At 71.0% G+C, this 13360-nt stretch carries 13 protein-coding genes; 5 read left to right on the top strand and 8 right to left on the bottom strand.

Going from position 1 to position 13360, the window contains the following annotated elements; all coding sequences use genetic code 11:
• Window positions 1–316: 316 nt before the first annotated feature.
• Window positions 317–2752, top strand: a complete 2436-nt coding sequence (locus tag KTN05_RS00320; RefSeq protein ID WP_217327383.1) for a heavy metal translocating P-type ATPase — start codon at window positions 317–319, stop codon at window positions 2750–2752.
• Window positions 2753–2809: 57 nt separating this feature from the next.
• Here the strand turns inward: KTN05_RS00320 and KTN05_RS00315 are convergent, their stop codons facing one another.
• From KTN05_RS00315 to meaB, 5 genes are all read right to left on the bottom strand, one after another.
• Entirely contained in the window at window positions 2810–3280 is a 471-nt protein-coding gene (locus tag KTN05_RS00315) for a copper chaperone PCu(A)C (RefSeq protein ID WP_217327382.1), read from the bottom strand.
• 30 nt (window positions 3281–3310) lie between these two features.
• On the bottom strand, window positions 3311–3658 hold the full coding sequence (locus KTN05_RS00310; RefSeq protein ID WP_217327381.1) for a hypothetical protein: 348 nt from the start codon (window positions 3656–3658) through the stop codon (window positions 3311–3313).
• A gap of 99 nt (window positions 3659–3757) precedes the next feature.
• Complete coding sequence (gene rpmB, locus KTN05_RS00305) at window positions 3758–4033, bottom strand: 50S ribosomal protein L28 (RefSeq protein ID WP_217327380.1); 276 nt, start codon at window positions 4031–4033, stop codon at window positions 3758–3760.
• A 108-nt stretch (window positions 4034–4141) separates the two neighbouring features.
• Entirely contained in the window at window positions 4142–5233 is a 1092-nt protein-coding gene (locus KTN05_RS00300; RefSeq protein ID WP_217327379.1) for a bifunctional transcriptional activator/DNA repair enzyme AdaA, read from the bottom strand.
• 63 nt (window positions 5234–5296) lie between these two features.
• Window positions 5297–6256: a methylmalonyl Co-A mutase-associated GTPase MeaB gene (meaB, locus tag KTN05_RS00295; RefSeq protein WP_217327378.1), complete on the bottom strand. Its 960-nt coding sequence runs from the start codon at window positions 6254–6256 to the stop codon at window positions 5297–5299.
• A 105-nt stretch (window positions 6257–6361) separates the two neighbouring features.
• On the opposite strand from meaB, the gene KTN05_RS00290 reads away from it, so the two are divergent.
• From KTN05_RS00290 to KTN05_RS00280, 3 genes are all read left to right on the top strand, one after another.
• Entirely contained in the window at window positions 6362–6721 is a 360-nt protein-coding gene (locus tag KTN05_RS00290) for a thioredoxin fold domain-containing protein (RefSeq protein ID WP_254367868.1), read from the top strand.
• Window positions 6722–6784: 63 nt separating this feature from the next.
• The gene (serS, locus tag KTN05_RS00285; protein WP_217327377.1) at window positions 6785–8077 is read left to right on the top strand and encodes a serine--tRNA ligase; all 1293 of its coding nucleotides are present in this window, start codon (window positions 6785–6787) and stop codon (window positions 8075–8077) included.
• Between the two features lie 66 nt (window positions 8078–8143).
• Entirely contained in the window at window positions 8144–8887 is a 744-nt protein-coding gene (locus tag KTN05_RS00280; protein WP_217327376.1) for a hypothetical protein, read from the top strand.
• Here KTN05_RS00280 and der read toward each other — a convergent pair.
• The 3 genes from der to KTN05_RS00265 form a co-directional block, all read right to left on the bottom strand.
• Complete coding sequence (gene der, locus KTN05_RS00275) at window positions 8884–10365, bottom strand: ribosome biogenesis GTPase Der (protein ID WP_217327375.1); 1482 nt, start codon at window positions 10363–10365, stop codon at window positions 8884–8886. The two genes, KTN05_RS00280 and der, sit on opposite strands and share 4 nt — an antisense overlap.
• Complete coding sequence (locus tag KTN05_RS00270; RefSeq protein ID WP_217327374.1) at window positions 10365–11687, bottom strand: PQQ-like beta-propeller repeat protein; 1323 nt, start codon at window positions 11685–11687, stop codon at window positions 10365–10367. The genes der and KTN05_RS00270 overlap by 1 nt, the downstream gene beginning before the upstream one ends.
• A 71-nt stretch (window positions 11688–11758) precedes the next feature.
• Window positions 11759–12466 carry a tetratricopeptide repeat protein gene (locus KTN05_RS00265; RefSeq protein ID WP_217327373.1) on the bottom strand — a complete coding sequence of 236 codons (708 nt, stop codon included), beginning with the start codon at window positions 12464–12466 and terminating at the stop codon, window positions 11759–11761.
• A gap of 182 nt (window positions 12467–12648) precedes the next feature.
• Here KTN05_RS00265 and KTN05_RS00260 point away from each other — a divergent pair, with 182 nt between their 5' ends.
• Window positions 12649–13248 carry a superoxide dismutase gene (locus KTN05_RS00260; protein ID WP_217327372.1) on the top strand — a complete coding sequence of 200 codons (600 nt, stop codon included), beginning with the start codon at window positions 12649–12651 and terminating at the stop codon, window positions 13246–13248.
• The last annotated feature ends 112 nt before the right edge of the window (window positions 13249–13360 follow it).

The following is a 13360-nucleotide window of genomic DNA, read 5'->3' as shown; positions in this document are numbered from 1 at the left end:
GCTTGCACGAGGTGCCCGCAGGGCACATATCCTCCACTGGAAGGAGCCGCCATGTCCTGCTGCAAAAGCCTGTCGCCTGTCCCGCCCCGCCGGGCCGCCGTCCGCGCCGCGCATGACTGCAACGGCCGGGGCGACCGGGCCTGTCGCTGCTTCCAGCGGGGCCGGCGGCTGACCGCCCGCACCGCGCCCGTCCACCCGCCGGTGCATCTCGCCCCGCCGCGCCCGCATGAGGCAGCGGCCCGCCCGCCCGGCCGCCCGCAGGCGCCGCCGCGCATCCTCTTTGCCCCGAACGCATGTTCCAGCCAAAGAGGATACCATGGCACAACAGATCGAACTGCAGCTTGACGGGCTGAGCTGCGCCTCCTGCGTCGGCCGCGCCGAACGCGCCCTTTCGGCGGTTCCGGGCGTGGGCCGCGCCGCCGTCAACCTTGCCACCCAGCGCGCCACGCTGGAGCTGACCGACCCCGCCGCCCTGCCCAAAGCCGTCGAGGCGGTGTCCGAGGCGGGCTATCAAGCCGAGATGGCCACCACCCGCCTGAGCATCGATGGGATGAGCTGCGCATCCTGCGTCGGGCGGATGGAGCGGGCGCTGGCGCAGGTGCCGGGCGTCGTCTCGGCGCAGGTGAACCTTGCGACCCAGACCGCCACGGTCAGCCATGTGCCCGGTGTGCCCGCCGCCGATTTCACGGCCGCCGGCGACAAGGCCGGCTATCCGGTCACGCCCGTCGAGGACCGCACCGCCAGCCCGCAATCCGCCGCCGACCGCCACGGGGCCGAGGCGGACCGCCTGCGCCGCAACTTCTGGATCGCCGCCGCGCTGACCCTGCCCATCTTCGTCGTCGAGATGGGCGGCCACCTGATCCCCGGCTTCCATCACTGGCTGCTGGCGCGCGTGGACACGCAGCTTCTCTGGATCGCCCAGTTCGTTCTGACCCTCGCCGTGCTCGTCGGGCCGGGGCGGATGTTCTTCCGCATCGGCATCCCTGCGCTGCTGCAGGGCCGGCCCGAGATGAACAGCCTCGTCGCGCTCGGCGCGGGGGCGGCGTTCCTCTATTCGACCTTCGCGACCTTCGCCCCCGGCCTGCTGCCGCCCGACAGCCGCGCCGTCTATTTCGAGGCGGCGGCGGTGATCGTCACGCTGATCCTGCTGGGCCGCTGGCTGGAAGCCCGCGCCAAGGGTCAGGCAGGTCATGCGATCCGCAAGCTGATCGAACTCGCGCCCGACACCGCCCATGTGAACCGCAGCGGGCGGCTAGTGGACACGCCGGTCACGCAGCTTGTTCCCGGCGACATCGTGACGGTTCTGCCGGGCGAGCGGCTGCCGGTGGACGGCGTCGTGACCGAAGGCAGCGGCCTCATCGACGAATCCATGCTGACCGGAGAGCCGGTGCCGGTGACGAAATCCCCCGGCGATCCGGTGACGGGCGGCACGGTGAACGGCGCCGCCCCGCTCAGCTTCCGGGTGACGGCGACGGGGGCCGACACGGCGCTGGCCCGGATCGTGCGGCTGGTCGAGGATGCGCAGGGCGCGAAGCTGCCGGTGCAGGCGCTGGTGGACAGAGTGACGCGGGTCTTCGTTCCGGTGGTGCTGGCGCTATCGGTGCTGGCCTTCGCGCTGTGGCTGATCTTCGGCCCCGAACCGCGGGTGACGCATGCGCTGGTGGCGGCGATCTCGGTTCTCATCATCGCCTGCCCCTGCGCGATGGGGCTTGCCGTGCCGATGTCGATCATGGTCGGCACCGGGCGGGGGGCAGAACTCGGCATCCTGTTCCGGCGCGGCGACGGGCTGCAACGTCTGGCCGAGGCGAAGACTGTCGCCTTCGACAAGACCGGCACGCTGACGCAAGGCCGCCCGACGCTGGTCGCGCTGGCAACCGACGGGATCGACCGGGCCGAGGCGCTGCGCCTGACCGCCGGGGCCGAGGCGCGGTCCGAACATCCGCTGGCCGCTTCCCTTGTCGCGGCGGCGGCGGCCGAGGGGATCGACGCGCCGCCCGCGCAGGACGTCTCGGCCCTGCCCGGCCGGGGCCTTCGCGCCACGGTGGAAGGCCGCGCCGTGCTGCTGGGCAATCGCGGCGCGCTGGAGGCGGCCGGCATCGCCGCCGATCCAGCGCTGGCCGCGCGGGGCGATGCTCTGGCGGCCGAGGCGGCGACGCCGATCCATCTGGCGGTGGACGGGCGGCATGTCGCGGTGATGGGGATGGCCGATCCGCTGCGGGAAAGCTCCAAGGGGGCCATCGCGGCGCTGCACGAGGAAGGCCTGCAGACCGCGATGATCTCCGGCGACGTGCAGGCGGCGGCGGATGCGGTCGGGCGCAGGCTGGGGATCGACCATGTGGTCGGGGGCGTCCTGCCGGAAGGCAAGCTGGACGCGATCCGCGCGATGGGGCCGGGCAGCGTCTTCGTGGGCGACGGGATCAACGACGCCCCTGCCCTCGCGGCGGCAGAAACCGGCATCGCCATCGGCACCGGCACCGATGTCGCCATCGAGGCGGCCGAGGTCGTGCTGTCCTCGGGCGATCCGAGCGGGGTGCCGCGCGCCATCGGGCTGTCCCGCGCGGTGATGCGCAACATCCGGCAGAACCTGTTCTGGGCCTTCGCCTACAACGTCGCGCTGATCCCGGTCGCGATGGGGGCGCTGGTGCCCTTCGGCGGCCCGCAGCTGTCGCCGATGCTGGCGGCGGGGGCGATGGCGCTGTCGTCGGTGTTCGTGGTCACGAACGCGCTGCGCCTGCGCGGGTGGCAGAAATAGCCACGCAGGACACGGCCGGCGCGGAGCGTTCCGCGCCGGCCGCTGAGTCCTGTTCGCTCAGTGCGCGGCGTGACCGTGAGCATGACCGCCCGCCGCCGCGTCAGGCTGGCGCGCGTTGTCCACGACCGCCGCCACCGGCAGCGTGCCGCAATCGCCCAGATCCAGCGTGATGTTCACGGTGTCGCCGTCATTCAGCGGCGTCTCAAGCGCCATCAGCATGATGTGGTCCGCCCCGCGCGCGAGCGGATGGCTGCCGCCCGCCGGGATGGTGACGGATTCGACGGGGGTCATCTTCATCACCCCGTCGGTTTCCTGATGGGTGTGCAACTCGGCCCGCTCGGTCACGTCCGAGGCGACGGCGCTCAGCACGCAATCGTTCGCGTTCGCGTTCTCGATGGTCATGAAGGCCGCGCCCGAGCGGGGGTTGGCCGAACGCGCATAGGCGTCGCTGGCGGTGATGCCGGGGGCCTCGGCCAGCGCGGCAATGGGGGTCAGCGCCAGAAGCGCGGCGGAAATCAGGGTTTTCATGGGTCTGGTCCGTCTTTGATGGTTGGAAGGTCAGGTCAGCGCGGACGAGGCCGGGGGGCCGCGCGGCTGGTTGACGATGACGGAGAGGCCCGCGCCGTCGCGGGCGGCTGGCAGCGGAACCACCAGGACGGCGGCCAGCCGCCGGGGAAGCTCCGGCGGCGGCACGTCCAGCGCGGCCAGCAGCGACAGCGCCATGTCGGGGCAGATGACGACCCGCTCGACCGGATTGCCGCTGGCATCGACGGCGACGGTGGTGACGCCGTGCCCGTCGCACAGCACCATCTGCCCCGCCACCCGCGCCTGCCCCCGCGCAGACCCCAGCGAGAGGCTGGTGGCCGCGATCAGCAGAATCAGAAGAAGATGCAGGCCCGGGCGCATGACCAAGGCTTAGCGGGCCGCGCGGGAAACGCAAAGCCGACATGCGAAAGGCCCCGCTCCGGGAAGGAGCGGGGCCGTAGGAATTCGCAGGTCAGCCGATCAGGCTTTCGCCAGATCCCGCTTGATCTTCAGCGCGCGGGCCGACAGCTCGGCGTCCTTTGCCTTGGCGAGGAACGCGTCCAGCCCACCGCGGTGATCGACCGAGCGCAGCGCGTGCGCCGAAATCCGCAGCGAATAGGACTGGCCCAGCTTGTCGGAGATCAGCGTGACGTCGTTCAGGTTCGGCAGGAACCGGCGACGGGTCTTGTTGTTGGCGTGGGACACGTTGTTGCCGGTCATCGGCCCCTTGCCGGTCAGTTCGCACACGCGCGACATGATCTGTTTCCTTCGCTGCTCGGGCAACCGCATCGTTTGGGCGGCACCGAAAATGAAAGGGCGCTAGCCAAGGCAGCGCCCGGAAATCCGTTGCGCGTGATTAGGCGCTCAGGCCCCCTGCGTCAAGGCCGAATCGCCGTGCCGCGCGGCGGCGAGCCTGCGTTCGGCCTCGATCAGCGCCTGCTTGCGCCAGATGCCGCCCGCATAGCCGGTCAGGCTGCCATCGGCGCCGATCACCCGGTGGCACGGCACAACGATGGCGATCTGGTTCGCCCCGTTGGCCCGCGCCACCGCCCGCGTGGCGGTGGGCTGGCCGATCCGGCCCGCCAGCGTGGCATAGCTGATCGTCTCGCCCGGCGGGATGCGGCGCAACTCCTCCCACACGCGGCGCTGGAACGGGGTGCCGTGAAGGGTGAGGGGCACGGTGAAGCCATCGGGCCGGCCGGCGAAGAAGGCGGCAAGCTCGGTTTCGGTCCGGTCGATCGCGGGGGTGCGGCCCAAGGCGATCCCTTGTGCCCCTTTGGACAGGGCCCGCAATTCGGCGGCGAGCCCCTTGCCGTCCACGAACTCCAGCAGATGCAGGGTTTCCGCGTCCCCGACCGCGATCATCCCGCCAAGCGGCGTGTCGATCCAGTCGGCGGACAGCCCCGCCCCTGTCCGCAGCGCCTGCGGCGGCGCGCCGAAAAGCCGGGCGAAGGCCTCGCGGAAGCCCGAGGCGCTGTCGAAGCCCGCCTCGAGCTGCGCCTCGATCACCGGGGCGCCGGCGCTCAGGGCGCGGGTCCCGGCCCGCAGCCGCATCTGCCGGGCGAGTTCAAGGAACGTCATCCCGAACTGCCGGCGGAAGGCCCGCCGCACCGTCGAGGGGTCCAGCCCCAGCGCCGCCACGTCCGTTTCGGACCAGCGGCGGGCGGGGTCGTCCCGCAGCGCCGCCAGCAGCGGGGCGATCACCGGATCGCCCTCGGCCTGCGCGCCCAGGGGGTGGCAGCGGCGGCAGGGCCGGAACCCCGCCGCCAACGCGGCCGCCGGTCCGTCGAACCAGCGGCAGTTTTCAGGCCGCGGCTTCTTCGCCGGGCAGGTCAGCCGGCAGAAGATGCCGGTCGAGGTGACGCCGACCAGCGCCCGCCCCTCGAACGCGGGGTCGCGTTCCAGCAGGGCGCGGTAGAGCGTGGCCGGGTCGGGAAGGGTGAAGAGCGTGTCCATGAAGCCCATCCTACCCGATTCGCGCGGGCCTGCCGCCGAACTTCGGGCGTTTCATTCAGAAAGCTAACGCAGGCTGTCCAGCATCTCGGCGGCCGCCGCCACCGGATCGGCATGGCCCATCGCCACCTCCGCGCCCAACGTCTGCAGCAGCGTCGCGGCGGGCTCCTGCGACAGCCGCGCCAGCAGGCCCGCGCGGACCTCGGCAAGGAACCAGCTTTGAGCCTGCTCGGCCCGGTGGCGGTCGAAATGGCCGTGTTCGCGCCGCCAGTCCACCAGCGCCTGCATCTCGGCCCATGCGCCCTCCAGCCCCTGCCCTTCCACCGCCGAGACCGGCAGCGCCTTGGGGAATCCCGGCGGGTCCTGCGGGCGCTTGCGCAGCAGCCGCAGGGCGCCGGCGTAATCCGCGACGGTCCGCATGGCGGTGGCGCGCAACTCTCCATCGGCCTTGTTGACGAGGATCAGGTCGGCCATCTCCATGATGCCGCGCTTGACGCCCTGCAACTCGTCCCCGCCCGCCGGGGCCAGCAGCAGCACGAACAGGTCGGTCATGTCCGCGACCAGCGTCTCGGACTGGCCGACGCCGACGGTCTCGACCAGCACCACATCGAAGCCCGCCGCCTCGCAGAGGCGCACCGTCTCGCGCGTGCGCCGGGCGACGCCGCCGAGTTCGGCGCGGCTGGGCGAGGGGCGGATGAAGGCGCGCGGCTCGCGCGAGAGGTGCTCCATCCGGGTCTTGTCGCCGAGGATCGAGCCGCCCGAGCGGGCCGAGGACGGATCGACCGCCAGCACCGCGACGCGCAGCCCCTGCCCCGTCAGCATCAGGCCGAACGCCTCGATGAAGGTGGACTTGCCGACGCCGGGCGTTCCCGACAGCCCGATCCGCAGCGCCTGACGGGGCGGCAGCGCCGCCAGCAGATCGATGGCGCGGGCGCGGTGGTCGGGGCGGGTGCTTTCCACCAGCGTGATCGCGCGGGCCAGCGCGCGGCGGTCGCCTCGGGTCAGCTTTTCGGGCAGGTCGTCCATCCGGGGCCCTCTCGAACAACGGCCCGGCGAGTCGTAGTCGCCCCTGCCGGCGATGTGAAGCCATGCGCCATTGCGGCGGCGCGGGGGCGGCCCTACCAAGGCGGAATGCTCCGCATCCTCAGCCTTTGCACCCTGATCCTGCTGGCCTTCGGTGCCCATGCCGGGGGCGCGCGCTGGCAGATGCTGATGGTGGAAAGCCCCGGCTGCCCCTTCTGCCGCCAGTTCCGGGCCGAGATCCTGCCCTCCTACGCCGCCCACCCGCAGGGCCGCGCCGCGCCCCTGCTGCATGTCGATTTCGACGGTCCCTGGCCCAACGGACTGGCCCTCGCCAGCCGCCCGCGGGTGACGCCGACCTTCATCCTGCTGGAAGGCGGCAAGGAAATCGGCCGGATCGAGGGCTATCCGGGGCGCGAGGCGTTCTGGCCCGCCGTCGCGGAAATGTTGCAGGACGCAGAGGCCCGCTGACCCGCCCCTTTTGTCACGCGCCCGCCTGCGCTATCCGGGGGGCGCCGAGACAAAGGGACCGCCATGCACGACATCCGCGCCATCCGCGAAAACCCCGAAGCCTTCGACGCGGGCCTTGCCCGCCGGGGCCTCGCGCCGATGTCGGCGGAAATCCTTGCGCTCGACGCCGACCGCCGCGCCCGGATCAACGCCGCCGAGGAGGCGAAGGCCGAACAGAACCGCGCCAGCAAGGAAACCGGGGCCGCGAAGGCGCGCGGGGATGAGGCCGAGTTCGAGCGGCTGCGGGCGCTGATCGGCGACAGCAAGGCGCAGATCGCCGCGATGATGGCCGAGGCCGAGGCGCTGGACCGGCAACTGAACGACCTGCTGATGACCATTCCCAACCTGCCGCTGGACAGCGTGCCGGACGGCGAGGACGAGACGGACAACGTCGAAATCCGCCGCTGGGGCGAGCCGCGCGCGCTGGACTTCCCGCCGCTGGAGCATTTCGACATTCCCGGCGTGAAGCCCGGCATGGATTTCGCCACCGCCGCCAAGCTCTCCGGCTCGCGCTTCGTAGTCTTGTCGGGCGGCGTGGCCCGCATCCACCGGGCGCTCGCGCAGTTCATGCTGGACATGCACATCGACAAGCACGGGCTGACCGAAACCTGGACGCCGGTTCTGGTCCTGTCCGACATGATGCTCGGCACCGGGCAACTGCCGAAATTCGGCGAGGACAGCTATCAGACCCGCGAAGGCTGGTGGCTGATCCCGACGGCCGAGGTGACGCTGACCAACACCGTCCACGGCGATCTGGTCGAACACGCCACGCTGCCGCGCCGGATGGTCGGCCATTCGCAGTGCTTCCGGTCCGAGGCAGGCTCGGCGGGTCGCGACACATCGGGGATGCTGCGCCAGCATCAGTTCGAGAAGGTCGAGATGGTGTCGATCACCGACGCCGAAAACGGCCTTGCCGAGCATGAACGGATGACGAAATGCGCCGAGGCCGTGCTTGAGGCGCTCGGTCTGCCCTATCGCACCGTGGCGCTCTGCACCGGCGACATGGGCTTCGGCGCCCGCATCACCCACGATCTGGAAGTGTGGCTGCCCGGCCAGGACACCTACCGCGAGATTTCCAGCGTCAGCTATGTCGGCGATTTCCAGGCGCGGCGGATGAACGCACGCTATCGCCCCGAAGGCGGCGGCAAGCCGGAGTTCGTGCACACGCTGAACGGCTCGGGCCTCGCCGTCGGCCGCACGCTGATCGCGGTGCTGGAAAACGGCCAGCAGGCCGATGGCTCGGTCGAACTGCCGGCGGTTCTGCACCCCTATCTCGGCGGCGCGATCCGGCTGGGACGCGACGGATCGCTTGCCTGAGGGCGGCGGAGGCGGCCCGACGCAACCTGCCTGCCCGGCGCCGCGTTCCTGAGGATGGACCGGTGGATGCGCGCATGGCTTGAATCCTTCGTCGTCGCGTTCTTCGCGGCGGGCGCGCTGCTCGTCGCGCTGCGCCCCGACCCCGTGCTGCGGCGCGGCTCGCTGAGCTATGTCGAGATGCTGGAGCGATATGCGATGCAGAACGGCGCCGGGGCGCTGATCGCCGCCGACGATCTGGTGAGCATCGTCCAGAACCCGGTGAATATCTGGCTCTGGGGGCTGTTGATCGCGGTGATGCTGAGCTGCGCCGCCTATATCGCGCTGCGCTGGCAGAGCGGGTTTCCGCGGCGGTTGCCGGTGCTGGTCCTGCTTGGACTGGCCGCCGGGGCGGTCTGGCCGTGGATCTCGACGGCTTCGCCGGCGCTGGGAATGACGCTGGCACTGGGCGCGCCGGTCGGCGTCGTCGCCGGGCTGCTGACCGACCCCGAGCCGACCGAGCCGGTGGACTGGCCGCTGGGACTGATCGCGGGCTGGCTGACCGTCGGCGCGACCGGCGCGGCGGTCGCGCTGGCGCGGCTGCATCTGAACCTGCAGAGCGAGCTGGCCGCGCTCTGCGGACTGCTGGCCCTGTCGCTGATCGGGGCGCAGGTGCAGCTGTGGCTGGGCAACAACGTGACCTACGCGCTGGCGATCATCTGGGCGATGCTGGGGGTGGCGGTCGCCAGCCTCGGGCTCAGCACGACGCTTTCGACCGCCTGCGTGCTGGGGATCGCGACGATGGCGGTCGTGCTGGTGCGGGTGACGACCTAGGAATCCTTCGGGCGCTGCCGGGACTTGTGCTTGGCCAGCGCGCCGGTCGGGCGCTTGTTGCTCTTGTCCTTGTAGGGGTTCTTCGCCCCCTGATCGCGGAACGTCAGGCGGATCGGCGTGCCCGGCATGTCGAAGTCGATCCGCAGCCCGTTCACCAGATACCGCTGATAGCTGTCGGGAATCTGGTCCACATGGGTCGCCATGACGACGAAGGCCGGCGGCCGGGTCTTCACCTGCGTCATGTAGCGCAGGCGGATGCGGCGCCCGCCCGGCGCGGGCGGCGGATGCGCCTCGGTCATGGCGCCGAGCCACTGGTTGAGCTTCGCGGTGGAGATGCGGCGGTTCCAGACCTCGTGCGCTTTCAGGACCGCAGCATGCAGCCGGTCCAGCCCCTTGCCCGTGCGCGCCGAGACGGTGACGAGCGGCGCGCCCTTGAGCTGCGGCAGAAGCCGCTCGAACGCCTCGCGCAGTTCGTTCAGCTTGTGGGGCTTGTCTTCTTCAAGATCCCACTTGTTCGCGGCGACGACCACCGCGCGGCCCTCGGTTTCCGCGAAATCCGCGATCCGCAGGTCCTGCTGCTCGAACGGGATCGCCACGTCCAGCAGCACCACGACCACCTCGGCAAAGCGCACCGCCCGCAGGCCGTCCGCGACCGACAGCTTTTCCAGCTTGTCCGAGATCTTCGCCTTGCGGCGCATCCCCGCCGTGTCGAAGATCCGCATGGGCGTGCCCATGAATTCGGTCGTGACACTGATGGAATCGCGGGTGATCCCGGCTTCGGGGCCGGTCAGCAGCCGATCCTCGCCGATGATCTTGTTGATGAGGGTGGACTTGCCCGCATTGGGCCTCCCGATCACCGCCAGTTGCAAGGGACGCGCGACGGAGGGGCGCCAGTCCTCGGCCCCCTCGCCGCTTTCGGCCTGCTCGTCGGTCAGGGCGACGTCTGTTTCCGGCACGATCGGCGCGGGGCGTTCCGCCTCGATCCGGTCGGCCAGCGGGGCGAGGATGCCGTAGAGGTCGTCGAACCCCTCGCCATGCTCGGCCGAAACCCGCAGCGGCTCGCCGAGACCCAGCGAATAGGCTTCGAGGAAGCCCGACTCGCCCGCCCGCCCCTCGGCCTTGTTGGCGACGAGGATGACATGCCGCGCCCGCTTGCGCAGGATGTCGGCGAAATATTCGTCGGCAGCGGTGACGCCCGCGCGGGAATCGATCACGAACAGGCAGATATCGGCCTCGTCCACCGCCCGCTCGGTCAGGCGGCGCATGCGGCCTTGCAGGCTGTCATCCTCGGCCATCTCCAGCCCGGCGGAGTCGATGGCGATGAAGCGCAGATCGCCCAGCCGGGCGTCGCCTTCGCGCAGGTCGCGGGTCACGCCGGGCTGGTCATCGACCAGCGCCAGCCGCTTGCCGACGAGGCGGTTGAACAGGGTGGACTTGCCGACATTCGGGCGTCCGACGATGGCGAGGGTGAAGCTCATCAGCGGAACGCGTGCAGTTGGCCGTCGCGGCCGGTGACGTAAAGCGTGCCGCCCGACACGACGGGGGCCGTCGCCGCCCCGCCGGGAATCGCCCCCTGTCCGACCAGCGCGCCGGAGTTCGGATCGAACACCCGCAGCACGCCATCGCTGGAGGCGACGAACAGCCGCCCGCCGGCCAGCACGGGGCCGTAATGCGCGACGATGCGATCCTGCCGCCGCACCCGACGGTCGGTGTAATAGGGCAGCTGCACCGCGAAGATGCGCCCGCCGGCCGCCGCGTCCAGCCGCACCAGCTGCGCCTGATCGTTCACGGCGAAGGCCGACCCGCCCGCCAGCAGCACCGGGCTGTTCGCGCCGTCCTTGTCCGACCATCGCTGCATCCCGGTCGCCATGTCGAAGGCGGTGATCCGCCCCGAGGACGAGCCCGCCAGCACCGTATCCCCCGCGATCACCGGATCGCCGGTCAGGTCGCGGATATAGGCGATGGCGCGGCCGCGGCGGGTGCCGGCGACCTGCGCGCTCCATTTCTCGACGCCGGTGGCGGTGTCCACGGCCAGAAGCTGGCCCGAGGCGAAGGGGAAGACCACGGTGTCGCCCGACACCGCCGGGGCGGACACGCCGGTCACGCCCGTCTGCGCGGCGATGCCCGACACGGTCCACAGCACCCGGCCATCGCTGGCGCGCACGGCCCAGCCGGTCGAATCGCGGGCGACGGCATAGACGGTGCCGTTCGCCACCGTGGGGGCGCCACCGATCGGGGCCTCGACCCCCTGGCGCCAGCGCACGCCGCCGGTCGCCGCGTCCACGGCCACCAGTTCGCCCCAGCCGGTCGTCACGAAGACCGTGCCGCCGTCATAGGCGAGCCCCCCGCCCGAGACGCTGTCGCCGCTCTCGGAGGCGGGCTTCAGGTCCACGCTCCACGCCGTGCCGCCCGACAGCGCGGTGGCCGTCACGCGGGCGCGGCTGTCCATGGCGAAGACGCGCCCGCCCGCCACCACCGGATCGGCGGTGATGCTGTGGCGGCGGCCCGCGGCCTCGCCGATCCGGGCCGACCACAGAAGCTGCGTGCCGCCCGTCAGCGCCGCGTGCGGCATCAGATGGGCGGCGTTCGCGGCCCGCTGCGGCCACTCGAAGGAACGCGGGGCGGCCAGGTTCAGCGCAGTGGAGGTGACGGGATTGCCGTCCACGATCTGCGGCCCGCCGGGCGAGACGACCTCGCGCGGGTCGAGCCGGGTGCCGGGCAGCGGCGGGTCGCCGCGGTTGCAGCCGGCAAGCACAAGCGCCGCGCAGATGGCGGTGACGGTCAGGGTCAGCTTGGACATCGCGGCATCCTTTCGGGCGGACATTGGGGCGGCGCGCGGCCAGCACGGCCGGCGCGAAGGTCAGGGTCGGATCAGCCGGCCGGCAGCGTCGCCGGCACGTTGCCGGGCAGGTCCGCTTCGGGCTGGGGATCGACGCCAAGGGTGATGAGCATTTCGGACAGTCGCCGGCGCATCGTCTCGGTCAGCCCATCCTTGAGCTGGATCTGCCGGATCAGGGCGATGGCGTCGTCGGGGCGGCCCGCGTCGATCAGGGCCACAGCCTTCAGCTCCAGCGCCAGCAGCTCGAACGGGGCGCCGGGCGCGCTGAGCGTCGCCAGAACCGCGTCGCGCGTGGGCGGGTCCATCGCCTCGCCCTGCGCCAGCACCGACTTGAGCGAGGCGAGATGCGCCATCACCACCTCGTCGCCATCGGCCGTCTCGGCAGCGGCGGCAAGCCGCTGGCCCGCCTCGGCCCCCTGCCCCGCCTCGACCTCGGCCCCGGCGGTCAGCAGGTCGCGGACCATCGCCCGCCCGGCGGAGTTCAGCGGATCGATGGCCGCCAGCGCCTCGGCCTGCGCCGCCGCCTCGGCCTGCGACTGCGCCGCGATCACGGCGTCGCCGAAGGCCTGCGCGCGCGTCGCGGCCCGGTTCCCGGCATATTCGCGCCAGGCCGACGCGGCGACCAGCAGCACGATCAGCAGGACCACGATCCAGCCGAAGCGCCGCATCAGCGTGAACAGCCGATCGCGGCGCAGATCCTCGGTCACCTCGTCGATGAAGCTGTCATTCTGATTGGCCATGCGGTCCCCGGAACCTTTTTCCCGCCCCTTCTACACACCGGATCGCCCCTTTGCCAATGCGCCCGTCGCGCCCCGGCGGAGGGAACTGCCGGCGCGGGGGTTGCGTTTGGGTGCGAGCCGCGCCACCCATTCGGGTGGACTAGCTGACATTACCCTTCATCTTGATCCGAAAGGAAAATGACATGGCCTTCGAGCTTCCCGACCTTCCCTATGCCCACGACGCGCTGGCGGCGAACGGCATGTCCAAGGAAACCTTGGAATACCACCACGACAAGCACCACAAGGCGTACGTGGACAAGCTGAACGAGCTGGTGAAGGGCACCGAGTGGGAGAACGCCAGCCTGGAAGACATCGTCAAGGGCACCTATCAAAAGGGCGCCGTGGCCCAGAACGGCATCTTCAACAACGCCAGCCAACACTGGAACCACGCGCAGTTCTGGCAGATGATGTCGCCGAAATCGGGCGCCATGCCCGGCGAGCTGGAAAAGGCGCTGAAGGACAGCTTCGGCTCGGTCGATGACTTCAAGAAGAAGTTCACCGAGGCCGGGGTCGGCCAGTTCGGCTCGGGCTGGGCGTGGCTGGTCAAGGGCGCCGACGGCAAGCTGGAAGTCACCAAGACCGAGAACGGCGTGAACCCGCTGTGCCACGGCCAGACCGCCATGCTGGGCTGCGACGTGTGGGAACATTCCTACTACATCGACTTCCGCAACGTGCGTCCCAAGTATCTGGAAAACTTCCTGAACCACCTCGTGAACTGGGAAGACGTCGCCCGCCGCATGTGATTCCCTCCGCGGTTCCGCATCAGACCCGTCCGCAGCCGCGGGCGGGTCTTTTCATGTCCGCTTCCCGCCCTCCCCCGCCACCCTTGCGGAACGCGCGGATCGGGCGCATGGC

This window comes from Paracoccus sp. Z118 (genome assembly GCF_019061185.1).
In the GTDB taxonomy this organism is placed as follows: Bacteria; Pseudomonadota; Alphaproteobacteria; order Rhodobacterales; family Rhodobacteraceae; genus Paracoccus.
The sequence above is the reverse complement of the archived record's forward strand: the minus strand, read 5'-3'. Positions and strand labels throughout refer to the sequence as shown.